This is a genomic window from Paenibacillus sp. FSL H8-0317 (assembly GCF_045040685.1).
Taxonomy (GTDB): Bacteria; Bacillota; Bacilli; order Paenibacillales; family Paenibacillaceae; genus Paenibacillus.
This window is the reverse complement of the sequence record NZ_CP150294.1, coordinates 5,971,299-5,996,383: the sequence shown is the minus strand read 5'-3', so window position 1 is coordinate 5,996,383 and position 25,085 is coordinate 5,971,299. Positions and strand designations below refer to the sequence as shown.

At 44.0% G+C, this 25,085-nt stretch carries 25 protein-coding genes; 14 read left to right on the top strand and 11 right to left on the bottom strand.

Annotation, left to right across the window (positions count from 1 at the left end):
* Window positions 1-258: 258 nt before the first annotated feature.
* The 3 genes from MHB43_RS26835 to MHB43_RS26825 all read left to right on the top strand — a co-directional run bounded on the left by MHB43_RS26835 (window position 259) and on the right by MHB43_RS26825 (window position 2,427).
* Window positions 259-837, top strand: coding sequence for a hypothetical protein (locus MHB43_RS26835; protein ID WP_405130804.1), 579 nt, complete (start codon window positions 259-261; stop codon window positions 835-837).
* A gap of 150 nt (window positions 838-987) precedes the next feature.
* Window positions 988-1,866 carry an EamA family transporter RarD gene (gene rarD, locus MHB43_RS26830; protein WP_017692421.1) on the top strand — a complete coding sequence of 293 codons (879 nt, stop codon included), beginning with the start codon at window positions 988-990 and terminating at the stop codon, window positions 1,864-1,866.
* A 219-nt stretch (window positions 1,867-2,085) separates the two neighbouring features.
* Entirely contained in the window at window positions 2,086-2,427 is a 342-nt protein-coding gene (locus tag MHB43_RS26825) for a hypothetical protein (RefSeq protein WP_221823566.1), read from the top strand.
* Window positions 2,428-2,435: 8 nt separating this feature from the next.
* Here the strand turns inward: MHB43_RS26825 and MHB43_RS26820 are convergent, their stop codons facing one another.
* From MHB43_RS26820 to MHB43_RS26810, 3 genes are all read right to left on the bottom strand, one after another.
* Window positions 2,436-2,891: a hypothetical protein gene (locus MHB43_RS26820; protein ID WP_221823564.1), complete on the bottom strand. Its 456-nt coding sequence runs from the start codon at window positions 2,889-2,891 to the stop codon at window positions 2,436-2,438.
* 873 nt (window positions 2,892-3,764) lie between these two features.
* Window positions 3,765-4,814: a glycosyl hydrolase 53 family protein gene (locus tag MHB43_RS26815; RefSeq protein WP_221821025.1), complete on the bottom strand. Its 1,050-nt coding sequence runs from the start codon at window positions 4,812-4,814 to the stop codon at window positions 3,765-3,767.
* A 347-nt stretch (window positions 4,815-5,161) separates the two neighbouring features.
* Window positions 5,162-5,389 carry a hypothetical protein gene (locus MHB43_RS26810; RefSeq protein ID WP_017692425.1) on the bottom strand — a complete coding sequence of 76 codons (228 nt, stop codon included), beginning with the start codon at window positions 5,387-5,389 and terminating at the stop codon, window positions 5,162-5,164.
* A 248-nt stretch (window positions 5,390-5,637) separates the two neighbouring features.
* Between MHB43_RS26810 and ppk1 the strand changes: the two genes are divergently transcribed.
* A complete protein-coding gene (gene ppk1 / locus MHB43_RS26805) occupies window positions 5,638-7,719 on the top strand; it encodes a polyphosphate kinase 1 (protein WP_221821024.1) in 2,082 nt (693 codons plus the stop codon).
* Here ppk1 and MHB43_RS26800 read toward each other — a convergent pair.
* Both MHB43_RS26800 and MHB43_RS26795 read right to left on the bottom strand, forming a co-directional pair.
* Window positions 7,679-9,208: a Ppx/GppA phosphatase family protein gene (locus tag MHB43_RS26800; protein WP_221821023.1), complete on the bottom strand. Its 1,530-nt coding sequence runs from the start codon at window positions 9,206-9,208 to the stop codon at window positions 7,679-7,681. The two genes, ppk1 and MHB43_RS26800, sit on opposite strands and share 41 nt — an antisense overlap.
* Before the next feature lie 25 nt (window positions 9,209-9,233).
* Entirely contained in the window at window positions 9,234-9,488 is a 255-nt protein-coding gene (locus tag MHB43_RS26795; RefSeq protein WP_017692428.1) for a hypothetical protein, read from the bottom strand.
* 238 nt (window positions 9,489-9,726) lie between these two features.
* On the opposite strand from MHB43_RS26795, the gene MHB43_RS26790 reads away from it, so the two are divergent.
* Together MHB43_RS26790 and MHB43_RS26785 are read left to right on the top strand one after the other, a co-directional pair.
* Window positions 9,727-10,386 (top strand): YheC/YheD family protein, encoded by a 660-nt coding sequence (locus MHB43_RS26790; protein WP_221821022.1) that lies wholly within the window; start codon window positions 9,727-9,729, stop codon window positions 10,384-10,386.
* Between the two features lie 355 nt (window positions 10,387-10,741).
* Entirely contained in the window at window positions 10,742-10,885 is a 144-nt protein-coding gene (locus tag MHB43_RS26785) for a sporulation histidine kinase inhibitor Sda (RefSeq protein ID WP_017692430.1), read from the top strand.
* 21 nt (window positions 10,886-10,906) lie between these two features.
* Here the strand turns inward: MHB43_RS26785 and MHB43_RS26780 are convergent, their stop codons facing one another.
* Both MHB43_RS26780 and MHB43_RS26775 read right to left on the bottom strand, forming a co-directional pair.
* On the bottom strand, window positions 10,907-11,158 hold the full coding sequence (locus MHB43_RS26780; protein ID WP_074096361.1) for a hypothetical protein: 252 nt from the start codon (window positions 11,156-11,158) through the stop codon (window positions 10,907-10,909).
* A 76-nt stretch (window positions 11,159-11,234) separates the two neighbouring features.
* Window positions 11,235-12,209, bottom strand: coding sequence for an NAD(P)/FAD-dependent oxidoreductase (locus MHB43_RS26775; protein WP_218639193.1), 975 nt, complete (start codon window positions 12,207-12,209; stop codon window positions 11,235-11,237).
* 553 nt (window positions 12,210-12,762) lie between these two features.
* On the opposite strand from MHB43_RS26775, the gene MHB43_RS26770 reads away from it, so the two are divergent.
* The gene (locus tag MHB43_RS26770; RefSeq protein WP_221821021.1) at window positions 12,763-13,956 is read left to right on the top strand and encodes an NAD(P)/FAD-dependent oxidoreductase; all 1,194 of its coding nucleotides are present in this window, start codon (window positions 12,763-12,765) and stop codon (window positions 13,954-13,956) included.
* Complete coding sequence (locus MHB43_RS26765; protein WP_017692433.1) at window positions 13,953-14,207, top strand: hypothetical protein; 255 nt, start codon at window positions 13,953-13,955, stop codon at window positions 14,205-14,207. Before MHB43_RS26770 ends, MHB43_RS26765 begins: the two co-directional genes overlap by 4 nt.
* Before the next feature lie 332 nt (window positions 14,208-14,539).
* Here MHB43_RS26765 and hemQ read toward each other — a convergent pair whose 3' ends face one another.
* The gene (hemQ, locus tag MHB43_RS26760) at window positions 14,540-15,286 is read right to left on the bottom strand and encodes a hydrogen peroxide-dependent heme synthase (protein ID WP_036605768.1); all 747 of its coding nucleotides are present in this window, start codon (window positions 15,284-15,286) and stop codon (window positions 14,540-14,542) included.
* Window positions 15,287-15,561: 275 nt separating this feature from the next.
* On the opposite strand from hemQ, the gene MHB43_RS26755 reads away from it, so the two are divergent.
* Both MHB43_RS26755 and MHB43_RS26750 read left to right on the top strand, forming a co-directional pair.
* Window positions 15,562-15,855 (top strand): YuiB family protein, encoded by a 294-nt coding sequence (locus MHB43_RS26755; protein ID WP_221821020.1) that lies wholly within the window; start codon window positions 15,562-15,564, stop codon window positions 15,853-15,855.
* 385 nt (window positions 15,856-16,240) lie between these two features.
* The gene (locus MHB43_RS26750; RefSeq protein ID WP_036605770.1) at window positions 16,241-17,776 is read left to right on the top strand and encodes a helicase DnaB; all 1,536 of its coding nucleotides are present in this window, start codon (window positions 16,241-16,243) and stop codon (window positions 17,774-17,776) included.
* Between the two features lie 108 nt (window positions 17,777-17,884).
* On the opposite strand, the gene MHB43_RS26745 is transcribed toward MHB43_RS26750, so the two are convergent.
* A complete protein-coding gene (locus tag MHB43_RS26745; RefSeq protein WP_405130803.1) occupies window positions 17,885-18,703 on the bottom strand; it encodes a hypothetical protein in 819 nt (272 codons plus the stop codon).
* A 256-nt stretch (window positions 18,704-18,959) separates the two neighbouring features.
* Between MHB43_RS26745 and MHB43_RS26740 the strand changes: the two genes are divergently transcribed.
* The gene (locus MHB43_RS26740) at window positions 18,960-20,183 is read left to right on the top strand and encodes an RNA polymerase sigma factor (RefSeq protein WP_221821018.1); all 1,224 of its coding nucleotides are present in this window, start codon (window positions 18,960-18,962) and stop codon (window positions 20,181-20,183) included.
* 173 nt (window positions 20,184-20,356) lie between these two features.
* Window positions 20,357-21,022 (top strand): cyanophycinase, encoded by a 666-nt coding sequence (locus tag MHB43_RS26735; protein WP_221821017.1) that lies wholly within the window; start codon window positions 20,357-20,359, stop codon window positions 21,020-21,022.
* 280 nt (window positions 21,023-21,302) lie between these two features.
* On the opposite strand, the gene MHB43_RS26730 is transcribed toward MHB43_RS26735, so the two are convergent.
* Both MHB43_RS26730 and MHB43_RS26725 read right to left on the bottom strand, forming a co-directional pair.
* Window positions 21,303-22,262, bottom strand: coding sequence for an NAD-dependent epimerase/dehydratase family protein (locus MHB43_RS26730; protein ID WP_405130802.1), 960 nt, complete (start codon window positions 22,260-22,262; stop codon window positions 21,303-21,305).
* 619 nt (window positions 22,263-22,881) lie between these two features.
* Window positions 22,882-23,442: a TetR/AcrR family transcriptional regulator gene (locus tag MHB43_RS26725; protein WP_405130801.1), complete on the bottom strand. Its 561-nt coding sequence runs from the start codon at window positions 23,440-23,442 to the stop codon at window positions 22,882-22,884.
* A 291-nt stretch (window positions 23,443-23,733) separates the two neighbouring features.
* On the opposite strand from MHB43_RS26725, the gene MHB43_RS26720 reads away from it, so the two are divergent.
* Complete coding sequence (locus MHB43_RS26720) at window positions 23,734-24,417, top strand: NAD(P)-dependent oxidoreductase (protein WP_405130800.1); 684 nt, start codon at window positions 23,734-23,736, stop codon at window positions 24,415-24,417.
* 302 nt (window positions 24,418-24,719) lie between these two features.
* Complete coding sequence (locus MHB43_RS26715; protein ID WP_405130799.1) at window positions 24,720-24,962, top strand: MBL fold metallo-hydrolase; 243 nt, start codon at window positions 24,720-24,722, stop codon at window positions 24,960-24,962.
* Window positions 24,963-25,085: the final 123 nt, after the last annotated feature.

Here is a 25,085-nt window from a genome sequence, read left to right as displayed (position 1 = left end):
CGACGGAATGGAATTTGAAATTACTGGTGGTAAAGATGGACTGAATTTTGTTGAGTTATGGTTTGCTGTAAGAAAAATATCTTAGTTTTATTTCTTTTAGATTAGTCTTGAATGGTAACTTAATAAAGACAAATGGAGCAACCAACTGTGTCCGATTGGTTGCTTCGTTGTTCATTCACCTAACGGCCAGGGGAAATGCAACATTTTTCCTGTTAAAGAGGTCAATAAAGATGTACGAATTAATGTTATGAGAAGAAGGTGGATAAACTGAAGCTTCGTATAATCATGTTGATTTTTTTTATCTCTACCGTGTTTTTTATTTCTGATGTACAAGATGTTAAAGCCTTGTCATGTGCCGAATCGGGAGGTCCCCAAGAACAGTTAGAAATATATGATGGAGCTGTTTATGGTGAAGTAAAGCAAGTAAAGGTCGACTTGAAGCAAGAGGGGTTTACGGGAACCAAAGAGAAAATTAGATATATTTTAGTGGAAGTTGAGAGGAGTTGGAATACTGAAGTTGACTCTCAACTAATTATCGGAACTAACTTCACATGGGGATTTGATTTCAAGGAAGGTAACAAATACTTAATATACTTTAGCGAAGTGGATGGCGAATTAAGTAGTAGTCCGTGCAGTTCAACCATCGAAATGAACAATATTAATCAAGCAACTGAACTATTCGGGGAAGGCTTTCCACCAAAACAACAAGTAAACGTAGAACAAAAAATGTGGTTTATGTTTGAGCAAGATATTGATTTGTTTATCGTAGGTGTGGTCGTATTTGCGGCGATCTTTACCTTCATCATGAGAGTAAGAAAGAAAAAGCACAAAGTATAATTTGGTAGCGCTAAACGGGGAATTTTGCTCAAAGAAAAAGTCATTTGAACTAGGCATGGATTCCTGTATGACCTATTACCCCCTTTACTTAAACGAGGATCGAGGCGTATAATCCGTTGAGATATCAGAGCAATAAGAGGGGATACAGTTATGAATAGTGGATTAATCAACGCGATCATTGCGTATATCATGTGGGGAGTTCTCCCGCTGTATTGGAAGTTGTTTGAAAATGTACCGGCAGGTGAGATTTTATCGCACCGGGTTGTCTGGTCATTTGTCTTTATGGGGATTTTCGTTGCCGTCCAACGTCGTTGGAGTGACATGAAGCGCATTCTGACCAGTCGTTCGACCCTGCTGTCCCTTACCGCGAGTGGGCTGCTAATTGCTATTAACTGGCTTATCTTCATTTGGGCCGTTAACAACGGTCATGTCGTTGAGACAAGTCTGGGCTATTATTTGAACCCGTTGCTGAACGTGTTACTGGCGGTTGTCTTTCTTCATGAAAAGCCAAACCGTGGACAGTGGCTCGCGATTGCCATCGCTGGTGTCGCGGTGCTTATCATCGCCATCGACTACGGACGTTTCCCATGGGTAGCGATCTCGCTGGCCGTGTCATTTGGCTTGTACGGTCTGGCGAAGAAAAAGATTAAGCAAGACGCTTCTGTGGGTTTATTTTCGGAGACAGCTGTAGTTCTACCCGTCGCACTGGGCTACTGGATCTACTTAGCCATAGTAGGAAAAGCAACGGCATGGACGTTACCTGCGCCGATGTTCTTCGAACTGCTGCTTTCCGGTGTGGTGACGGCGCTGCCGCTGCTGTTCTTTGCAAGGGCGGCTGCTCGGATGTCGTTGTCCACACTAGGCTTCGTACAGTATATTGGGCCGACAATCATGCTGATCCTGAGTGTGTTTGTGTTCAAGGAAACGGTCTCGCCAGTTCTGCTTGTTGGTTTCGCACTCATCTGGACAGCGCTTATCGTATACGCTGCCGCATCGATACGTGCTACGAGACTCGCTAAGGTAAGCTGAACAGAGGTATCTGAATCGTTATAAATGCCCTTTCTGCCAATGAGGTGGAGAGGGCAATTTTTTGTTTGTTGGGGAGCGATAGGTCGATAAAAACTAAAAAGGAAGGCTGATCAACGTTATGGTAAAATACAGGAGTAGTAATCAAAAATAGTAACTAAAAATAGTAACTAAAAAGAGTAACCAAAAAGAGTAATCGAAAAACGAGGAGGCGACAGATAGATGATCGTTAATGACCGTTACCGCAAACATGATCCATTCTTTGTAAAGAATGCTGTAGTTCAGATACTATTTCAGTTTGCAGTTTCAGCGATAATCGGTATTATATATGGGTTCATGATGGTCAACGAAACGATAGGTAGATATATTAATAAACTATTACCAAGCACGGATGGTCCGGATCTTCATTTATATCTGCCCGTTGTGGTTACAGTGTTTATCTACTCGTGTTTAATTCAAAAGAGACAACGGATTTTACTTGAAAAAATCTCATTTAGTTGTCTCCATATTTTGGTTGCCCTGCTAGGCTGTATTTCTTCAGTTGTTGTGTTATTGGTGATCTAATCTAAATCCTACGTATCTACACCTTCAGCCCCATCAACTGCATCAATGACGCCGACAGCAAGTGTTGTTACCGCAGCAGCAGCTAAAAGATTCTTGGCACCAAGCTTCACTCGGTCCTTATCTTCCTCTTTCATGCCCACAACAACATCTTTACCGCTGTTATATACATACTTGGCTGATATCGCTACACCTTTTGCAGTATTGGTTACGGCACCTCCAATATCGGCAAGCCCCGCGTCTATGGCGGTATCATCTTTTCGAATTGCACCACTGGCAAGATCATATGTCCCGCTAGCCAGTTGTCCAACGGTTTTGCCTGTATTAATCGTAGCTTTTTCTACGCCGTTCCCGATTTCTTTGATAAAGGGGCTACCCGCGATTTCACCAACAACCCTCACACTGCCGCCCAACACTTTTCCGGTAACTTCCCCAGCTAACTGACCGAACCCTTTTAAAAAGCTCATCCATATGCCTCCTCTCCAATTAGAAGTTGATCCTATGTGTTATCTCAATAAACTTATTATATTCATATGTAAGCCAAAAGAACATCAGTCTCCAGCCCGAGTGATGCCCCCCTCCTCGATTGATTGCGACACGCTTTAGGAGTGCCCGATCAGGAGCAGCAAGGTAGTGGAGGGGGCGGAATCGATTCTGAAGAAGCGGAGCGTTCGCCTTTATCCCCGGATTTTCCCCTAATAAGGGAATTCATAAAAATCTGGGGATAACAGCGATCATAAGAACGATCCGCCACCGGAACGCCCACCACGCTACCCCCTCAACGCACTTCATCGCCAAAAGGCGCTAATCCCCCCGGGAACAGCGCCTCAAGCTCTTGTTTTACCTTACTACTTACCATTTGACTACCCACGGTTTTAGAAGTGTCTCAAGGAGCAGCAAGGTAGTGGAGGGGGCGGAATCGATTCTGAAGAAGCGGAGCGTTCGCCTTTATCCCCGGATTTTCCCCTTATCAGGGGAATTCATAAAAATCTGGGGATAACAGCGATCATAAGAACGATCCGCCACCGGAACGCCCACCACGCTACCCCCTCAACGCAATCCAACGTAAAAAAAGGCGCTACTCCCACCGGGAACAGCGCCTTCCGCCTTTCGGTACCCTAATAACTTGCCTACACACGGTTTTAGAAGTATCTCAAGGAGCAGCAACGTAGTGGAGGGGGCGGAATCGATTCTGAAGAAGCGGAGCGTTCGCCTTTATCCCCGGATTTTCCCCTTATCAGGGGAATTCATAAAAATCTGGGGATAACAGCGATCATAAGAACGATCCGCCACTGGAACGCCCACCACGCTGCCCACCAATTCACTTCTACCCACCGTACCTAGTCAATAAATCCTTCCATGACAACAGTCGGCATCATATTGGACTGCCATGCGCCTTTGCCGTAGCCGCCGTTGTATCCTGGTGTAGCCTGAGGCTCCCAGTAGAATACACCTTTACCTTTGCCATTGGGCAGATTACGGATTTGGTTTTTCATCGCAGCAACAAAACTTTTACCAGCTGCAGCCTGGTTATTGTCCATGCCAATTTCGGAGATGATGATCTCTTTACCATAACGGTTAATCATATCCTTGGCGTTGTTTACCGTATTTGTCACAGCAGTGTTCCAGCCGGAAGCTGAAGGATAGAGGGACATGGCAATCATGTCAAAGTTAGCTCCGTTATTAATCAGACCACCAATATTCCATACATAGAGGGCGTTATCATCTCCACCTGCCAGATGCACAATGGTTTTGGTGCCGCTGCTCAGGGACTTCACTGCGTTATGGCCTGTGTTCACCAGCCACGCATAGTTTTTCATGTTGGTGGATGCTTTGCCATCTTCCCATAACATACCATTGCTTGTTTCATTCCCGATCTGTACCCAGTCCGGGGTAACGCCTTTGCTTTGCATCGCCGTCATGACATCACGTGTGTGGTTCCACACCGCATCCATGAGCTGTTGAAACGTGTAGTTTTTCCAGGCAGCTGGTTTGGTTTGTTGACCAGGGTCTGCCCATGAATCGCTATAGTGCAGGGTAAGCATTACACTCATGCCAGCATTCTTGGCACGTTGTGCGAGTGCAGCCGCGCGATCCTTATTCATGTAACCGTTCCCATAATCATTCGAAGGATTAACGAATACCCGAATGCGAACGGAATTGATTTGATAGTCTTTTTTCAAAATATCAATGATGTCGCGCTGTACGCCGTTTTTATCTTTCCATTTGTAACCCTGGGCTTCCATTCCGGGAACCCAACTGATGTCGGCTCCTTTGGCGAAACTTGGTGCTGCGCTGGCATGCTGACCTGCGGGCAACATGATGGAGGTGAATAACAAAACAAAAGCCAACATGATGGATGTCTTGAAACCCCTTACATTTTTGAACATTACAAGATGCCTCCTCGGATTTAGGTTGAGTTGCATCCTAATTATAGCCATCCTGGTTTGCTCTACTAAAGGGTCCATTTCCAATATTTTGGGTGTTTTCTCAACCTCTCTACAGAAAAAGAGAAAACAAAAAGCCGTCCGAAGACGGCTTTTCTACCCGTGGCGCTTTTTGAAACATTGATCCGTATCCCGCGCCTCCACCAGACTCTTTTAATTTGAGCTAGTGGATCGGGTAAGGGACACGTTCAACATGACATTAGAAATGTTGACGCACCTCCTTTCCTTGTGGCAAGAGTATACAACACCTTGTTTCGGAAAGCTAGTCTTTTTTACGTATTTAAGCAAAATTATTTTTCAGTTTGGAACATCGTGATATCTCGTGCATAATGGCTCTTTGTTCCGTCATTGTTTCGGATGCGCACACTGTCTTCACTGATCCGCTCCACAATGCCACAACCGACCTCGCAATAGACACCAGCCGGGTCTTCCTGCCACGCGCTTACCATACATTGGGATAGTGCAGCCGTGAAAAACTCTATATTTTTTTGTAATGTTCTAGGTTTGTTGGATTTCATTATATACTCCTTTAATCAACTATATTTGGAATGAGAACAAGCAACCGGACCAAATCACACTGTACTTCACTTTACTCTGTCTATTGACCTTTGTAAAGGGATGGAAAAAGTTGCGGCCATGAGGTATCATTTACATAAATTTTACGTAGCGTTTACACTGCGCTGACGCTTGATGTTGATTACGAATAGTACAATTATATGAGAACTTCTAACCAAGAATAGATATGCAACACATTCGGAGGCCATACATGCATAGAGACGTCAAAACAGGTAACTACGTTAATCGTGATTTGAGTTGGGTTGAATTTAATCGGCGCGTACTTCAGGAGGCCCAGGATCCAACAACGCCTCTGCTGGAACGCATGAGATTTCTCGGCATTGTCGCTAGTAATCTGGACGAGTTCGTCAGTGTAAGGGTGGCGGAGACAAAAGAGAAGATCAAGGCCGGATTCACGCAAAAAGATTTTACAGGATACACGCCTTCGGGATTGTACCGCAGATTGATCAAACGAACCGGGACCATGGTCGCCGAACAGTATAAAACGTATCGTGAACTCATTCGTATACTCGCCAAGAAAGGCGTGAACATTCAGGAATATACAGATCTTAATGTGACACAGCAGCGCGCAATGGACCAGTACTTTCATGAAATTATTTTTCCGGTACTCACACCGATGGCGATTGACCAGAGTCGTCCGTTCCCGCTGGTACACAACAAGTCTGTCTATCTGTCCGTGATGTTACAGAAGGAAGGGGAGCAAGAGGGCGAGCCGTTTATGGCTATTGTTCAGGTACCTTCCAATCTGCCGCGGGTAGTTCAGGCTCCCATTCGGGCGAATAGCAAAAAGAAAACATTCATACTGATTGAAGATCTTATCAAACATCATATCCATACGCTCTTCAGCGGATATATCTCACTTGCTGCACAGGAATTCCGAGTCACCCGTAATGCGGATCTGTTCATTAATGAAGAAGAAGCGGAAGATCTGCTTGAGGCTATTGAAAAAGAATTGCGCCGCAGACGCCGCGGGGCTCCTGTACGACTGGAAGTCTGCAAGGATTTTCGTCCGGATGCTTTATTAGAATTGCAGGATGAATTTGATATTCAGGACCCGGTATATGAAATTGATGGACCACTTGATCTGAGTTTTCTGGCGGGATTCGTGGATAGTCTGGAAAGTTTCTCACATCTGAAATACAGTCCGGTGAAGCCAGTCTACCCCCTTGAGTTTCTGCCTAGAGAAAGTCATTTTGAGCTGCTGCGCAAACGCGATGTACTGGTGCATCATCCGTACGAATCGTTTGAACCAGTCACTGATTTTATATTGGAGGCTTCGGAAGATCCAAGAGTTCTGGCCATCAAGATGACATTATATCGGGTCAATGGCGACTCACGTCTTATTCCGGCACTTGCACTTGCCGCTGAAAGTGGTAAGCAGGTCACGGTGGTGGTGGAACTGAAAGCCCGGTTTGATGAAGAGCGCAATATTGCTTGGGCTCGGAAGCTGGAGAAGGCCGGTTGTCACGTGGTTTATGGACTAGTTGGACTCAAGACCCATGCCAAAATCATTCTTGTCGTACGCAGGGAACAGCAGGGTTTAAGACGTTATGTTCATGTAGGAACCGGTAACTATAATGAGAGTACAGCCAAAGTGTATACGGACGTGGGACTGTTCACCTCTAATCCGATTATTGGGGAAGATGCATCCGAATTGTTCAATGAGATTACCGGATACTCCGGTCCGAAGGCATTGCAGGCGTTCCGCGTAGCTCCAGATGGGATGAAGGATGAGCTGTTTGCACTGATTCGAAGAGAAACAGAGCATGCGCTGAAAGGCAAACCTTCCAGAATCATTGCCAAGATCAACTCCTTATCCCATCAGGAAATGATTGATGAATTGTACGAGGCTTCTCAAGCCGGCGTTCAGATCGATCTGATTGTGCGTGGTGTATGTTGTCTGCGTCCAGGGGTGGAGGGACTCAGTGAGAACATTCGGGTCATTAGCATTGTGGATCGCTTCCTGGAGCATTCCCGGTTGTTTTATTTTGAAAACAGCGGCAATCCCGATGTATTCATCTCCAGTGCAGACTGGATGACACGTAACCTGAATCGAAGAATTGAACTGATGTGTCCCGTATTCGATCCAGAGTTGAAAAAGATGCTGGTGGATATTCTTAATCTGTCGCTTATGGATAATGTCAAAGCCAGAGAACTTATGCCTGGTGGCAATTATGTATTTGTAAAAAATGAAAAGCCCCCGCTGAGAAGTCAGACGGAGGCCATGGGTATTATCCCTTGGAAGCCTGCTGAATGGAGTGCGTTAACGTAACTCCCCAGGCTTCCTTCAGATCCTTGACGGCCTCTTCCAGGCCATCAAGTTCCAGTAACGGCTCAGCTGTACAGGTGAATTGCACCTGCAGCGAGTCGTTTTCTTTTGTTGCTTTGATCGCAGCGATGCTCTCAGATCGATTAATGGCTTCGACTACGCGCAGCAGAGAGCCAATTCGATGAGCATGCCGCTCATCCGAGTTTTTCAGAATGTCCCGGTGCTTATTCAGCAGCTGGGGCGTTCTTTTTTTGGGATGATAATCAGCTGCACTGGCACTTAGAATGGTCTCCCGATGAGAAAGTCCATAGATGCTTGCATTCATAATCCAATAGGCCGAATGCTGTGTATAACGGAAATAGTTAATTTGCTTACCTGCCATGTGCAGCATGGAGGATGCATACAGGATTCGGGCATCTGCTTGATCAGGAGGGGTACCTTGTAATGCCGTATACAGGGTGACCATATCCTGATGAATCCGTTGCAGACGTTTCTCTGGAATAGGCGGACCAAAATGGATAAAGTTGCGGATACTGTCCTTCAGCGCGTCTGGAACGACCGGCTGACCTCCAGCCATGTAATCTCGCAATAACCCGTCTCGTAGACCCGCGCCACTAACCACATAACGATCTCCCTGTATTAACTGGAAGATTGTTCGCAGGATCAGTACGCCAGGCACAATGATGTCTGCGCGATCTTTGGCGAGCCCAGGTACCTTTTTGCGTTGTGCTGAGGTGAGATGTGGCAAGGAGCGAGCGATGTTCTCCATCGCTTCCTCACTGATCTCATAATGATGGCTGACAGGCAAAGAATACTGGGTACGCTTTTGTTCCACTTTGGCGAGTGTACGCATTGTGCCGCCAAGTCCGATGAGTGGCAGACCAGGATGCTCACGAATCCAATCCTGTCCACGGAGAGCCTCAATGACTTCGTTGCATAATGCATGTGCATTAACCTCGGTCCACTGATCTTCGCCCCCGTAACGGGCATGTGAATTCACTGCACCAATGGGGAGGGAGATGCTATGTAACCTTTTCCGATCCCGAAAGACCGTGATCTCTGTGCTGCCACCTCCAATATCCACGACGTAACCGTCTGCCAGATCAATGGATTGAGTGACACCAAGGAACCCATAATAGGCCTCCCGATCTCCCGATACACATTCAATGGTAAGTCCCGTCTCTGTCTCCAGCCATTCAATAATCTCCAGAACATTGCTTGCATTACGAATGGCAGCGGTAGCTGCTGCGCGAATCAGTTTGGTCTGATACGCTTCACAGGTCGCTTTGAATTGACGCAAGATGGTAATGGCTTTATCCAGAGAATGGCGCAGAATGGTTCCATCGGACTCAACAACGCTGCTCAGACGAGCGGCATATTTGTCTTCATGAATGATGCGATAGGCTGCGTCCTGATCCAGTTCATATATAACTAGACGAATGGAGTTCGAGCCGATATCAATAATTCCTAAGGTTTCATTAGTACGTGTCATAAGCATCTCCTTCTACAGAGTTCAACTACCCAAAGTGAAGAAGGGCAGCCATGGCTTCCGGTGAACCCGGCGGTGTGGCAGAGAAGGGCGTAGTTAACATAACAACAATGATAAAGACGATGAAACAGGCAAATATAAGACAACTCACGGCAAAGCCGCGATTACGCTTTTGCATAAACAGTCGAATACCTGTGACAAAGAGAAGTACCGTAACAGCTACCAGAACGATCGACATTGCAAAATAGGCTACGCCATAAAGTGATTTGAAAAATGCTTCCATTTGTTCTTAACGCTCCTTAGATCCTCATATTTAAGCCCTTCCAAGCCATTCCTTAGTAGCATACGACAGATTGACTTGTTTGAAAAGCAAACCGGGCGCTTGTTCCCGTTTCCGCCATCACCCCTGGGACAGGTTACATGGAAAAGGGGCCTTTGCCGTGGACAGACATCCAAGAAAGCAAGGCTTCTGTTGAGTATGTATAAGGAAGGACTATGGTTTCAAGGAAGGAGATCAACCCATGTCGAGACAACTTGCAAGCAAATGGCGGAAGACAGCGGCTCTGATGAAATACCCGATAGCTGCTGTCCATATCCCACAGACCAAGGCATTCAACCCGGGTAATCTGCTGCAAATGCTCAGTCGTTATGGAATGGTGTATGTCAAACCTATTGTCGGTGGTGGAGGTTACGGTGTCATCCGGGTATCGGCGAGCGGTGGGGCTTATCGATACACCCATATGAAAACGACCCGTTCTTTCGCCAGTTTCAGTCAGATGTATCGCTCTCTGGTGCGTGTAAAGGCTAGACGCAGGTACTTGATCCAGCAAGGCATTCATCTGGCAACGATTCAAGGGAGACCTGTTGATTACAGAGTCAAAGTAGTCAAAACCGAACGAGGCTGGGTATTCCGTTCTTTAGTAGGACGACTCGCTCGTCCCGGGCTCTGTGTGACGAATCTGAGCAAGGGTGGCACCATGTTATCAGGAAGGCGAGCTCTTGGTTTATCCCTGCCACATATATCCGGTCGGCACAAACGCCGGGAGATGCGTTCACTTACACTGACATGTACGTACATTATGGAAAGTCAGTTCCCTGGTGTAGGTCAGCTTGGATTTGATTATGGACTGGATTATTCAGGCAAGATCTGGATTTTGGAAGTAAATACCAGACCCCAATAGAAAATGAATGGGAAAGCTCAAGAAAATCCAAGAAAAACCGATAATATATAGAAGAAAACGTTATGAAAACCGTTTGAAATTTTACATTACCGGGTAATTTACTCGCAACAAGTCTTGAAACTATGAATTTATTCCAAAAAAAATACGCTGATAAACGTTCTGACAGTAGTACAAACTTCCTGTGCATAAATATTGTCCACACTATACACGTTGATTACTCTATATATTTTCCATTTATCAACAAACTATGCACAGGATTTCCACATATCGTTGTGGATAACAAGAACGCTTGTTCTCTATATGAATCTCTGATATGATAGTTTTGAGGAAAAAAAAGGAAAGGTTGTGGCGGGAAATGGCTATGTTATCCGATGAGATGTTGTTGGATTCCTACCATAAAGCGATTGAGTTGAATCTCGAACGAGATTTCATCGCACTGCTGTTGGCAGAAATCCATAAGCGCAAACTGGGTACCGACGTATCTGCCATTCTTCACTAGAGATCCTCATTGCAGGCAATGTTACAGGTTTCCGGACAAGTCCCATAGTGAGACAGGCCATGGCGTGCTCGTCTGACAATGGTGACAGTACATCACATGATTGCAAACGTTTTCGACTTCGTCTGCCGTGTCAGAGGAAGGTTGGAATACGTAGGGGCTGTATGGTCCGGTGTAATCATCCAATTTGCCGCATTCTAACAGTCCCTGAAGGCAGTGGGGGCAAGCCTGCTCCGGTACAACCAGACCGTTACACAGCGGGCATATATAAGACAAGGGTATCCCTCCTGATATGGATTCACTCAGGAGTAAGATACCCTTTTTTGTATCAATATATGTTATTTCAGCAAAACTAGCGTTTCATGTTACTGCTGTGTCCTGGGGACAACTTGGCATCCGGATCGAAGTATACCTTCGCATTGTTGACAGCTGTTGGAGCTTCGCCGAATCCGACAGCGATCAGTTTCAGTTTACCCGGGTATGTTGTGATATCACCGGCAGCGAAGATTCCTGGAATGGATGTTTCCATGCGGGAATCAACAACGATGGAGTTACTATCAATTTCGATTCCCCACTCGGCAATTGGTCCGAGAGAAGAGACAAATCCGAAGTTAACGATCACATCATCTACTTCGATTTCCTGAGTTTCTTTGGTTTTAACATGGGAAAGGGTTACTTTGGTAATCGTGTCATCTCCGTGAAGTTCCGTGATTTCGGTCGGTGTAACGACATTTACCTTGGAATTCATCAGGTTTTCGACACTGTGCTCATGCGCACGGAACTTGTCCCGGCGATGGATCAGCGTCACTTGCTCAGCGATAGGCTCCAGCATGAGTGCCCAGTCTACCGCGGAGTCACCGCCGCCACTGATCAGTACCTTTTTGCCAGCGAAGGCATTCAGATCACTGATGAAGTAGTGCAGGTTGCTCTTCTCGAACTTGGCAGCACCTTCAAGCTCCAGGCGACGTGGTTCGAATGCACCTACACCAGCTGTAATAATGACGGCTTTGGCATGATATTCATTCTCATCCGTCTTCACGATGAAATGTTGTTCATCCTTTTTCTCCACCGATACAACCTTTTCTTCAAGGCGGATGTTCGGGTTAAAATGATTCATTTGCTCAACCAGGTTATTCACCAGTTCCTGAGCCGTTACTTTCGGGAATCCGGCTACATCATAGATGTATTTCTCCGGGTAAAGAGCGGCAAGCTGTCCGCCAAGCTGTGGCATACTTTCAACCAGTGTAACGGATGCCTGACGCATCCCACCATAAAACGCGGCGAACAGACCCGCAGGGCCTCCACCGATAATAAGTAAATCAGTCATATCATGACTGGAATTTTGTGCAGTCAAGAATCAACAACACCTTTCATATTTTAATAGGTAGTTAACAGAAAGAATGTGCAGGCTACGGAAATCGTAACCGGCATGGGTGCTGAACTGTCTTTCCTATTATAAACGGTGTACTCAGGGTTGCAAAGTTAGCTGCATCACGAATCAGAGAATAATTGATGAAGATCAGATGAGAATAGGATGAAATTGGAAATGAAAGGTTATGAAAAATAACAAAAAAAACCTTGATCTTTACTTGAAATACAGATATCCTTGACCTGTACTATGTGTTTTTTTGTCTAATTTAGAGTCAATATGTAATATGAAGAGAGATCCCGTGTTTTGTAGAATCTTGTGGTTAATTTCACAACTTAAAACGATAACTTGCATACAAACGGATCAATTTTGATGCAAACGTTTAAATAAATTCGCGAAGTTAACATTTGTCGTCATAATGGGCAAGACCTCATCAATATTTGTAAGTATGTGCATTTTGCATCTCACCCAAGATCGGGCTGATGCAAGTGAAACCGGAAGGGGTATAGACATGAGCAGTATTCCCAAAATCGTCATCCTCGGCGCGGGCTATGGCGGGATTCTGACAGCCCAGCGGCTGCAGAAGGAATTGAACTATAACGAGGCCGATGTCACATTGGTGAACCGGCATGATTATCATTATATTACTACACATCTACATATGCCGGCAGCCGGCACGGATACCATTGAGCATGCAAGAGTGCCCATTTCCAAGCTGATTGATGAGTTCAAGATTGATCTGGTCAAGTCTTCCGTGAAGGAGATTCGTCTGCAGGATCGGAAGATTATTCTGGAGGATGGTACGTTATCCTATGATTATCTGATTATTGGACTAGGCGGTGAGCCTGAGACCTTCGGTATTCCGGGGATGCTCGATCACGCCATGACAATCCGCAGCATTAACTCGGTCAGACTGATTCGAGAACACATCGAATATCAATTTGCGATGTACAAAAACGATAATAAACGAAATCGTATTCGGTTTGTCGTAGGTGGAGCGGGTTTCAGTGGTGTTGAATTCGTAGCTGAACTTGCAGATCGTATTCCACAGCTGTGCAAGGAGTTCGACGTGAATCCAAAACATGTGCACATCTATAATGTAGAGGCAGCGCCTTCGGCCTTGCCTGGATTTGATCCGGAACTGGTAGAACATGCGATGAATGTGCTCAAGAAGAAGGGCGTTACTTTCAAAATTGGTGTTCCAATCAAGCAATGTCTCCCGGACGGGGTTATTGTGGGTGAGGGTGAAAAACTCGATGCGGCTACAGTCGTATGGACCGGCGGTATTCGCGGTAACTCACTGCTTGAACAGGCAGGTCTTGAAGTGATGCGAGGACGTGTGAAAGTAGACGACTACTTGCGTGCTCCAGGGCATGAGCATGTCTATGTCATTGGTGATAATTCACTTGTCTTCAACGCTGAAGGACGGCCTTATCCACCAACAGCCCAGATTGCGATGCAGCAGGGTGTGAACTGCGCCAAGAACGTCGTGGCATCCATTCGCAAGAAACAGCAACAACCTTTTGTATTTACGAGCAAAGGCACGGTTGCCTCATTGGGTAAAGGTGAAGCTATTGCCGTTGTAGGCGGCAAGAAATACAAAGGCTGGAAAGCAGCTCAGTTGAAGAAGCTGGTTGATCTGCGTTATCTGTTCATCATTGGTGGTATTCCGTTAGTCCTGAAGAAAGGGCGGTTTTTTGGATGAGACATTGCAGTGTTCAGGTCCGGGGACTATTAACACGTGAAGAGCTGGATCGTTACAACGCCCTGATGCAGGTCGGTGGTTATCTGGAGGAACAGGATCAATATGATCTGGCCTACATTGTGCAGAAAGAAGTGGATATTCTCATTATGCCTGCGATTGAGCGGCTTAAAGAGAAGGGACGTGACCGTGACCGGGCCACAGCCGAGTTCCTCGAGTCGCTGAAAGCGGTAGATGAAGAGGACGAGGATTAGAGACATAACCTTCCAATCGCTGTTATCCCCAGATTTTTTGATTCCCTTTTGTTAAAGGGAAAATCCGGTGATAGCGTATGCTTCCGATGCAGCTTTCTTTCAGAAAGCTTTTAGGCGAAGTGGATGCTTTCGAAGTAGCTTTCTTTCAGAAAGCTTATAGCTTCACTTTTTTAGGTTTTTTCTGTCCTTTCCGTTTTTATGTAAATAAATAGTTCAAACAATATAGATCTAAATCAAGCTTGAGGTAGTAGAATATTGATAGATAATAAAGCACCGCAGACAATATCCTTAATAGGAGATGTCGCGGTGCTTTATTGTGCTTTGTGCTATTTTTACAGCTTAAGCATGTCTTCCAGTGTTCCTTCGTTCAACAGACTTCCCACATAGAACGAACCGAATTCGCCATAACGGGCGCTAACTTCATCGAAACGCATCTCATAGACAAGCTTCTTGAACTGAAGTGCGTCATCCGCAAATAACGTAACGCCCCATTCCCAATCGTCGAAACCGACAGAGCCGGTAATGATCTGTTTTACTTTACCCGCATAGCTGCGGCCAATCATGCCGTGACTGCGCATCATGGTGCGACGCTCGTCCATGGACAGCATGTACCAGTTGTCATTCAGCTCACGTTTTTTGTTCATTGGATAGAAGCAGATGTATTGCCGTTGTGGCAGAACAGGTTTCAGACGGGCGATAATATCCGGATTTTGCATCGGGTCTTCGCCTTCTTTGCCAAGATAGTTGCTCAGTTCCACTACACTGACGTATGAATACGATTTGGTTGTGTATTGGGCAAACATCGTTTTGTTAAACGCGTTCTCAACAGCCTTCAGATCTTCCAGCGTTTCACGCAGGTGCATCATGACGAGGTCTGCTTTTTGACCTACAACCGTATATACAACGGTACTTCCTTTGGATGAATCCTCGACTTCTTTCCATTCTTTCCAGAATTCCTGAAGCTCGTCCAGTGCAACAGCGCGTTCTTCATCATCTGCTGCTTTCCAGGCGGCCCAGTTAATCGAGCGAAAATCATGCAGGGCGTACCAGCCCTCCAGTGTTGATGCGGCTTCGTTCATTGGTTGTGTTCCTCCTGCAAGGTATATTTCCAAATCCCTATAAGAGGTTGTTCAAAAAGTCCGCTTTTGATTTTGAACACGCACTATTAAGGGACGGGTGATTGCTTTATCGTTTACATTGTATCCCAACATGAAGCAGAAGGGCAAATGAACAGAGTATAAATATAGGGAAATTTGTCCAGAAAGTTCGTTGCTTCGCCACATTTTTTGCGGTACACTAACTACTATCCAGAAGTGAAACCTGAATGTGTGAAAGAAGAGGTGAATGTCGTCCGATGCAATTTATACCTGTGTTGGTATTGATGGTATTATTTTTCGTTATGATGTTTGGTATCGGTTTCATTCTGAACATGCTGATGAAGACAACCTGGTTTCCTTCCTATCTGTTCATTATTGTAATTCTACCTATTGTTGTGTACTCTCTATGGGATCAGTCGTCATCTCTGATGTCACATCTGGGTTCTTTCCAGATTGTAGACTATATGACGGGCATCGCTGGACTGGCTGGTGCGGTAATCAGTGGCTGGACGATTCAGAAGTTACGTTTGGGTGGGTACAGAATGTTTTAGATTGATGGAAAGAGGTAACACATGCCACTGTAATCGCGTGAAAGTCTTGTCTTTGTCGTAAACGCTTACGAGTACAAAGGGAAGGCTTTTTTGCTGTTCATTTATATTAGAAGGATTATTGTACACTTGTACTTCATATACATCTGGAGAACATTCTCTTTAGATATTCCCTTGTATTCTGCGGCTACAGCTTTTATAGTATTCTAGCGGCTCTCGACATTTTTATTTTAGAAATTTGCTAAATTCGGCGAAAACGTGAATGATGTCGACCTAGGACGAAACGGAGCGAGAACAGGCCATCTTTTTACCTGTTTTTGAGCATTTGATGATCAGACATTTATGATAGAATAGATAAACATACTTTTGGGGAGAAGGAGATCAGGCTATGCGCATGAAGAATCTGCACCATTATACTGAACATCATCGCTACTGCGTATACAGGGAGTTTGGACTTAGCGCCCTGGATGACCGTATGCTTACAGGAGCATATCAGCCCATGGTAGGTGCTTTTGCGGTTGGCTTGTATCGGCTGTTGTTTCAGCATCTTCCCGGTGAACAGGTCGGTTATTCGCCGCTTGAACAGCAACGGAGGCTGTTCATGACGCTTGGCTTGGAGCCAAGTGAGAAAGGGCGCAAATATTTGTTAGAGCAGACATCCAAGCTTGAGGCAGTGGGGCTACTTCAGACATCACGCCTATATATACCGGAAAATGATGATTACATCTACGAATATGAGCTGCAACCGCCGCTCTCTCCGGCAGAGTTTTTCCGGACACAGCATTTGACACTGCTGCTTCGTGACAAGATAGGTAAATTCGCCGTCCTTTCCCTGCGTTCGGGTTTCTCGGCAGTGGAAAATGGGGACGCGCCTTATCCGGCAGCCAATAAAGAGAATATTTCCGTTCCCTTTTACGATATATTTGAATTGAATACCCACGTGATTGATTACGAGTTGGAGCAGGCTTTGTCGGAAGTATCAACTACGGCCCAGCGGACAGGCACGAATGATGCAGCGGAAGAAAATAGTTTGAACTATGCCGACATTATTTTGCGTTTCCCGCGGGAGTCGGTCAATCGTCGTCATGTGGAACAGTTGCGATTTGATCACGAACAACTAGGCATTGTAAATTATGTAGTGAACAAATTCAACCTCAGTGTGCAGGATGTATGCCGTCTGTTGGACGAAGATGATATTTTCAGTCCACAGGGCCAGCTGATTCTGGATGATCTTCAGCATAAGGCGAGTATGCAGTTCAGACAGACGAAGAAGCGCCATGAGCAACAGACTGTACAGGCAGCCAAGGTCGTGGCACTGAGACAGCATATGGAGGAGCCTGAACGGAAAGAAGACTCCGGTGAACCACCCGTTGAGCATGGAGTGCAGATGGAATATTACGTCGAAGTGCCTCCACAATTTATGACCAAGTGTGATATTCATCAATATAATATGATGCTGCGCAATGAGCCATACACACGTCTGTTGCAGACATTTTTCCCGGGCGCAGTACCGGACAATCTGATCGATATATTTGAGAAAATTGATCTCAGCTACAAGTTACCTGGCGAAGTCATCAATGTACTGATTCATTATTTGATGGCATTACTTGTATCCGGCGGAGAGCAGCGGATTAACCGTAACTTTGTTGAGGCCATAGCCTCCAACATGTTGCTTAAGCAGGTAAACTCATATGAGAAAGCTGTGCAATATATTCGTGATCAGGCCAAGGTCAAAGGCAAACAGGCTGCTGGTGCAGCTGGAACCCGTACCCGTACATACGGCAAAGGAACCAAAGCCAAACCCGAAATTCCAATTGTACAAGATATAAGCACCGATGGGGACGCCGTATCCGAGGAAGAGTTCGAAGAGATGATGCGATTTGCCCAGCAGATGCAGGCGAGTAAGCAAAAAGGCACTTCTTAAATTTAATAATAAAGACAAAAAAGCGAGTCCCCGATTAATGGAGACTCGCCTTTTTGTTATATAAGTTGAACGAAAGAAACGTATTTTCCGTCCAATCCAATTTATTATTTATTTTGTAGGATATTTATCTAATTTGAACCACTGCTGAAATTCTTTTTTTGTGATTTTTTTTACAGGCTTAACTTTTTTGGTTTCTGTATCATATCTGAAAAGAATCCATTGATCTGAAGGATACTCACTAATATAATCCATATTCTTTCCGTTCTTATGCCATAAAATTAAACCGGTGCTAATATAGTTGGTTGTACGAGGGAGATAAACAAAACGGTCTTTCTTAGTGTCGTATATTGCTAACGTGCTTTTCTCCGTATTTCCGTAAGAAAATGCAATGATGTCTTCTTTTGGTGACCAATTATATGATGAAATGGTTTCTACATTTTGTTTACCTGCTTTTTCAAGACGTTCGTTAATAATTGTGTAATTTCCTGTTTTAAGGTTCACGAGAATGAGGTTGCTGCCAGCACTTTTTTCTACTTGGATAGCAATCCATTCATTTGATGGAGATTTAACAACACTAGTGATATCCAATAATTTAACCTCAAAATCTCCTGTTTGTAGGGTGTACTTTTCTTTATCATGAGTAACTACAATGGTGTCAATGATGTTCTGCTCAAAATCGGCAGCAGCATCTAGCTTTAAGATGTTCGCGGTTATCGTGATGTTGTCACCTTTCCAGACAATTTTATTTGAGCCGGTCGTTTTTTTTAACTTAGGTATACTCTGGTATGTCGAAGAGTTCACAGATGTTGAGTCAACAGCAATGTGTGCTACTTTATCAGAAGTATGAAACGAAGATGATGCTGTTGATAACGTGCCTAAGCTACCTAAAACAATGACGCTTGATAATAAAACATTGGTGTATTTCATTACTATCTCTCCTTCATTTTGGGAAGTCGGTTACATGATGTGATTCCCTCCAGAACTACTCCAATCTTTGCTTATCATTATAAATTTGTAAAGATATGAAATCATAGAGATGATATGAAGTGAGATTTCAAAAAAGGGTGATTAGTCCTGTAAGTAACAAACCTGAAAGATTGAATACATATTTATTTTATATTTATGTGGCCTTCTGACTCTCTCTGGTGTCTAATTCATTGTAAATCAAGAGGAGGTTCTTACCATGTCAGGAGCTCATGACACAAAACCTGTTTATCCGGATAAACAGGAAAGTATCACTAACTTTGAAAACACTTATGAGCTGTATCGTCAAAGAATTTGCAACTACTTTTCCCTGAAATTGAACCCGATGGTTGCAGATGATTTGACTCAACAGGTGTTTTTAAAAGCAGTCGAGAATCTTCACCGATTCCAAGGGAAATCAAATTTATTTACATGGATATTCAAGATTGCTCAGAATACAGTGAAAAACGAATATAGAAGATTATCGCGAAAAAAAGAAACGCCGTTTGATTTTACGGGATATGAATCACAGTCGATCTCCCTAGAATTTACGAAGTATGTTGATTTTCGAATTGATATCGGAGTTGCGCTGAAAAAGTTAAATGAAACCGACCAGGAAATCATTGCATTACGCTTTTTTGTGGACTGCACATTGCTTGAAATTTCTAAGATTGTAGGGATGCGTGAGAGTGCAGTAAAGAACAGACTCTATAGAGCTTTGGAAAAACTTAAAAAGGAACTGAAAGAATGGGGAGGCGTTACGATCATGTCTATTCAAGATTTGATTTCAATTGTTAATAAGGGTAAAAACGAGGGATTGAACAATACGCCTAATAAAGTACACCATGATTTGTTCAATGAACTAAGTGATCATATTGAACGAATCTCGTTAAAGTACAATTATCATCCATCGCGAAAAGTAACGATTGAAGTATATCCTGATATGCCATCGTTTCACCAAGCGGTCGGAGAAGCAGATGCTCCGAATTGGTTCATGGGTACCTATGAAGGGAGTATTCTTAAAATTGTATCTCCATTAAATCCAGGACCGGAGCATACCTATCAATCGATTCTTAAAGGTACGGTTCACTTGTTCACCATGTGGCTAATAAGTGAAATCAATCCGAAGGCTCCGAAATGGATAAGGCAAGGAATTGGTGGATATGAAGCCAAGCTGATGACTCAGGACTATATTGAAGGTACAACAGAAGAGGCTATTCACAATTTAGAGATCCCAACGTTCGAACAATTAGATAATGATACCTGGGATTTCGAAACGATGAAAGGTTTTCAGTTTTCGTTCCTATTTGTGGAGTTTGTTGTTCAACAATATGGAATAGACCAGTTAAACACATTGATCCGTAACCCTGAGGATTTTAATGGTATCTTTCAATGTTCCGAGAAGGAATTGCATCAGAAGATGGTAGAGTTTATAAGTAAGTAACCCATACAAAAATGTATGTTGCCCGGGGGAAGAACCGGGCTTTTTTTAACGGGGTTATAGTTATGTTAAATGTACTATCAATTAATTGGATTATTTTGTATAATGCATATAAAAAGAGGTTGTTTATGAATCCTATGGATGAATGTAAATAATACATATGGAGGTAATTAAGTTTGAAAACTCACTACTATTTCAGTTGGTTTAATCATTTTTTTCCTGAGAAGCTGGTCCATTGTTTGCAGGAGGATATACAAGACAGAAAATCGCTTGTTATGATTAGTGCTGATCCGTCTGGTTATACAGATGAGCAAGTTAACTTTGATGATATTTCTGAATGGACATGGTTGAATCAGGCTAACATTATTTTTGATGAATATCATTTCATCGATTACCGTATGCAGAAAGAAGATGCTCAGCGATTCATTCAGAACGCTTCTGTCATTTTTTTATGTGGTGGATATCCTGTTTTGCAGAACGATTTTTTGGTGGAATATGAATTATCGGATGTTATTAAGAATAGCAATGCCATTATAATGGGTGCCAGCGCCGGTGCGTTAAACATGGCTGCAAAATGGTTAAGCTTGAATAACACGGATGAAGTTGAAACAAGTACTATTTATGATGGTATTGGCTTTGATCATTTTGCCTACGAATCTCATTCTCAACGCGATTACGCAACGTTTGTTCAAGGCTACCTGTTCCCCTTGTCTGAAGAAATTGATATTTATGCGGCAGAACAGGAGAGCGCTATACGTGTCGAGGACGGCAAAATAGAAATAATGGGACCAGTATATTTAATTTCCCACTCAAAGATTCAGAAGTTGGTTGAGACGTTCTAATTAGGGTGAGTGGCTGGGGACCTTACATAAGTAATTCCTTTTGATGTATAAAATCATGACTTACAGCAACCTCTCTATGAGTGGAATACTGTTTGTAAACAGATGCAATCTTAACATTCCTAGGACCTATAGTCGGCAGGGTATCAAAGTGATCATCTGCTGTTTTCAACTAGCGGACGGACAATAGGAGCGTTGCAGAAATGGTGACGCTCCTTTTTTGTATACCTTTATAGAAAGTAGAGAACAGGAACAATATGATATTAGGATGATGAGCTCCTCATTAAGCTAACGGGCAGGTTAACTCAATGCCATCTTGCGAATAAGAGGTGTAATTTTTATTGACTGAAAGCGTTGTTAATACCCATGGCAAGCCAAGTTTGCACGGATTCGGCTTCAGGCTTCCAGCCAAGCAAGTTTCGAGCATGCACAGAGCGATTCGGCAATTCGTCGCAAGTGTATATTGAGCCAGAAGGCCAAATTCAGCAACCGCTTCTTCCAGAGACCAGCTCACCGTGCGTCCCTCATATCCAAGCGCCTCACTCACGTAACGGCTTAGATCACGGAACGATTCCTCGCCATTTTCTGCGAAAAAGTAAGAGGAGGAGGGCGCTTTGTCTAGCGCAAGAAGATACAATTGGGCCAAGTCACGAATATGGACATTCGACCATCTGTTCAGACCTTTGCCAATATATACTCCGGCCTTCATTTCTTTCGATTTCTGTACAATCATTGGAAGCTGAATGCTGTCTCTTGGAAGTCCGAGAGACGTTCCATATACCATCGAAGGTACGATGACAATACCTCGCACTCCTTGATCGACCCCTGCTTTACGCACCAGCTCATTGACTCGAATCGATTCCAAGTCCCTTGTTACAGGTGTTTCTTCGTTATAGATTTGCTCGCTCTGGAATTCGCCCTTGGCATCATCCCCAACGTTGCCTGAACCGGATGTGTGAATTAATGGCTTTCCTGTACCGCGCAAAGCGGTAATAAACGTCTCAATAGCCTTGCGGTGAGCAACGTCAGCTGTATGAATCACTCCATCGCTCCGTTTTGCGTAATCAGCCAGTATTTCCGTATCTCCAAGTGTGCCCACGACAGGCTCCACTCCAAGCTCTTTCAGCTCGTTTATTTGGCTGGTGTTCCGGGTCAGACCATAAATAGAATACCCTGCATCGAGCAATACTTTAGCTACAGAACTTCCTATATATCCGGTAACGCCTGTCATAAATATTTTCATCGTTCGTCATCTCCCTAATCTAAGTTCTTAAAAGTAAAGTGATACGATCTGTCACTGCCTCCTATACTTAAATTAATAATTAGATATTACAGATATTTTATATCTGTAATAGAGGTAAAAAAAGGTGCGTGATTCAGCTTGCATTCACACAAAGTCGAGTTAGGAATAATTCATTTGCGCTCCTATTATCGACTCATCGAGTCCATAATCGACGACTTAGCTCATTTTAGGGCTACGCATTACATATGTCAAGTACCGCGCTCGCCTAAACCGGCATAAAACTTCAAAGCTATTCGCAATTTCTTTGTTAGCTTTATATCGTTCTCGTGCCAAATGTTTTTAACAACGATTCCGGTTTTTCGTTCTGCAATTATCTCAGCTCGGCCGATGAAGCTATCAACATTAGGAAATCCTCTGCATATTATTTCAATAAATTTCTACTTCGGTTTCCTTTTGAAAAAATGAAGTGATTGCTGACCTCCTAGCAGTAAAGGATATTGAACTAACGAAGAAACGATAGCTCAATTTAACTAAGAAAGCAGCTGATCCATGTGATCGGCTGCTTTTGTTAATGCTAACAGGCAGTATAGCGAAATAAAGTGTGTTGATTCAAGATCGATTATAAATTCCTTTCTAACAACGCCCCCACTCGTTGTGCCATATAGTGAGGGGGGGAGGGCTTTCCATTCTTGAACCACCATTCCACTACCCCTACGATAGCAGCTCCAAAAAATTGAATAATCACATCTTCAGCGTCACCGTCACTTAATCCTTGAGAATCTCCTTCGGTTATGTTTTCAACATTCTTTAACTCTTGGAGGACAAACTCAAGGAACCGACTGTGAAAAAAAGGACCTCCTTGATTCGCCAACATCGTTGAAAAGAATAAATAATGACTCTCAAAGTACTCGAACCATAACAATACCGTATCATAAAAAACGGTATTATTAGCTGCTAATTCACAGAGTTTCCATAGTTCGTTAATATGTTCTTCCATTAGCTTATCTAGAAGATCAAATTTATCTATGTAGTGAAGATAGATGGTTCTTCGGCTAACATTTGCCCTATCGGAAATTTCTTGTATAGTAATTTGGTCGATTTTTTTTTCAATCATCAGTTCAATCAGAGCTTTTTTTATCGCTTCTTGAGATTTGATTATTCTTCTATCCACCTTAGACACTGTGATTCACCATGCTTTCTGATATAAATTACACAACTTCAAATGATTTGTGAATAAATGCACGAATTACAGTTATTTGGTAATTGCTGACGCATTATTTTTTTGTTTATGATTATACACAGTTGTTACCTAATACTCCAGAGTGCATTTTTCTTTGGATATTAACCAGTAGGAGCCGATCTTCTTCGCGGTTGGCAAGCTGCGTCAAAGCTTTGGCAGCCACCGGTGCTGTCTAGTAAAGCAGCTATGAATAGAAGTAATAATTATCACATTCGAAGGGGGAACTACTTAATGAAGGTAACAGTAATAGGAGCGACGGGTGCGACTGGCAGGAAAGTGATAGAGCGAGCACTTGATTTGGGGCACGAGGTTGTAGCCGTGGCTCGCCGGCCGGAAGTCATCGCCCCCACAGCGCGCCTCAGCGTCCGACAGGGAGATGTACTCGATATGCCGAGCATTGCCAAGGCCTTGGCCGATACAGATGTGGTAATTAGTTGCATAGGTCCTACCGGAAACTTTTCGCAGGGTACCGTCATATCGGAGGGGATCTCGAACATCCGCAAAAACTTTTCGCCAGGAACCATCATGTCGGTGGGCATTACAAACATCCTGGCAGCCTGTCAGAGCGCCGGAGTTAAGCGATTCGTCATGCAGAGCGGCATTGGTCTGAGCGATGGAAAAGAACTTTCAGCACTAAATCGCTTGGCCATAAACATATCGGGTCGTATTTTCACGAAGGCGGTTGAGGACAAGGCCATTGCCGAGCGTGCAGTACAACGGAGCGAATTAGATTGGATCATTGTACGACCGCCAGCTCTTAGCGACGTAGCCGCCACTTCGAAATATACGGCAGGCCCCTCGACCCGCATTTCTCCGCTACGGCCACTTTCCTTCGCTGACTGCGCCGACTGCCTCGTAAGGGCGGCGACGAATGAGCCAACCTGGGTCAGGAAGATCGTTAATGTTGGGCGATAATGGGGTTGTCTTAAACGGAACGTTAGTTTTCGTTATTCTAATTTTGATATTTCTAAGTATTGTTCTTTTGAACTCTTTGCCCGTTTTTGGAGCAAGACCGACCAGAAAGAAGAAAAGCCAATTCCAACAATCCAAGAACTTCGTAAAAGGGAATTTTAAATATCCTATTGAATCGCGTGTCGACTATAGACTGAAGGTGTTACTACCACTACTTTGTGAAATCGCGAAAGGAGATTCTAATGCGCGACCTAAAGAACAGCTTCAAGTTCAAAGGATAACAAAAATCTTTTTTCTCAAGAAGCATGGATAATGCATCGGTTACATGGTTCGGACACTCTACCTCATTAATCCAACTGGATGGCAAGTTATTATTGTTAGACCCGGTATTTACGGACTATACCTCTCCCTTTAGATTTGGTAGCAGGCGTTATAGTGAACAAATGCCAATCGAAATTGAGGAACTTCCAGAAATTGATGCTGTACTTATATCACACGATCACTATGATCATCTAGATTATCGAGCAATCAAGAAATTAACAAAGTAAGAAAGTTTCTTGTCCCTCTCGGAGTAGGCAGCCATCTTGAGAGATGGGGGGGGATCTAATTGGCTGTCTGTATGTTTTGATCCTTTGCGATAGAGTTTATTGTTACGGGGAACGTTAGTTGAA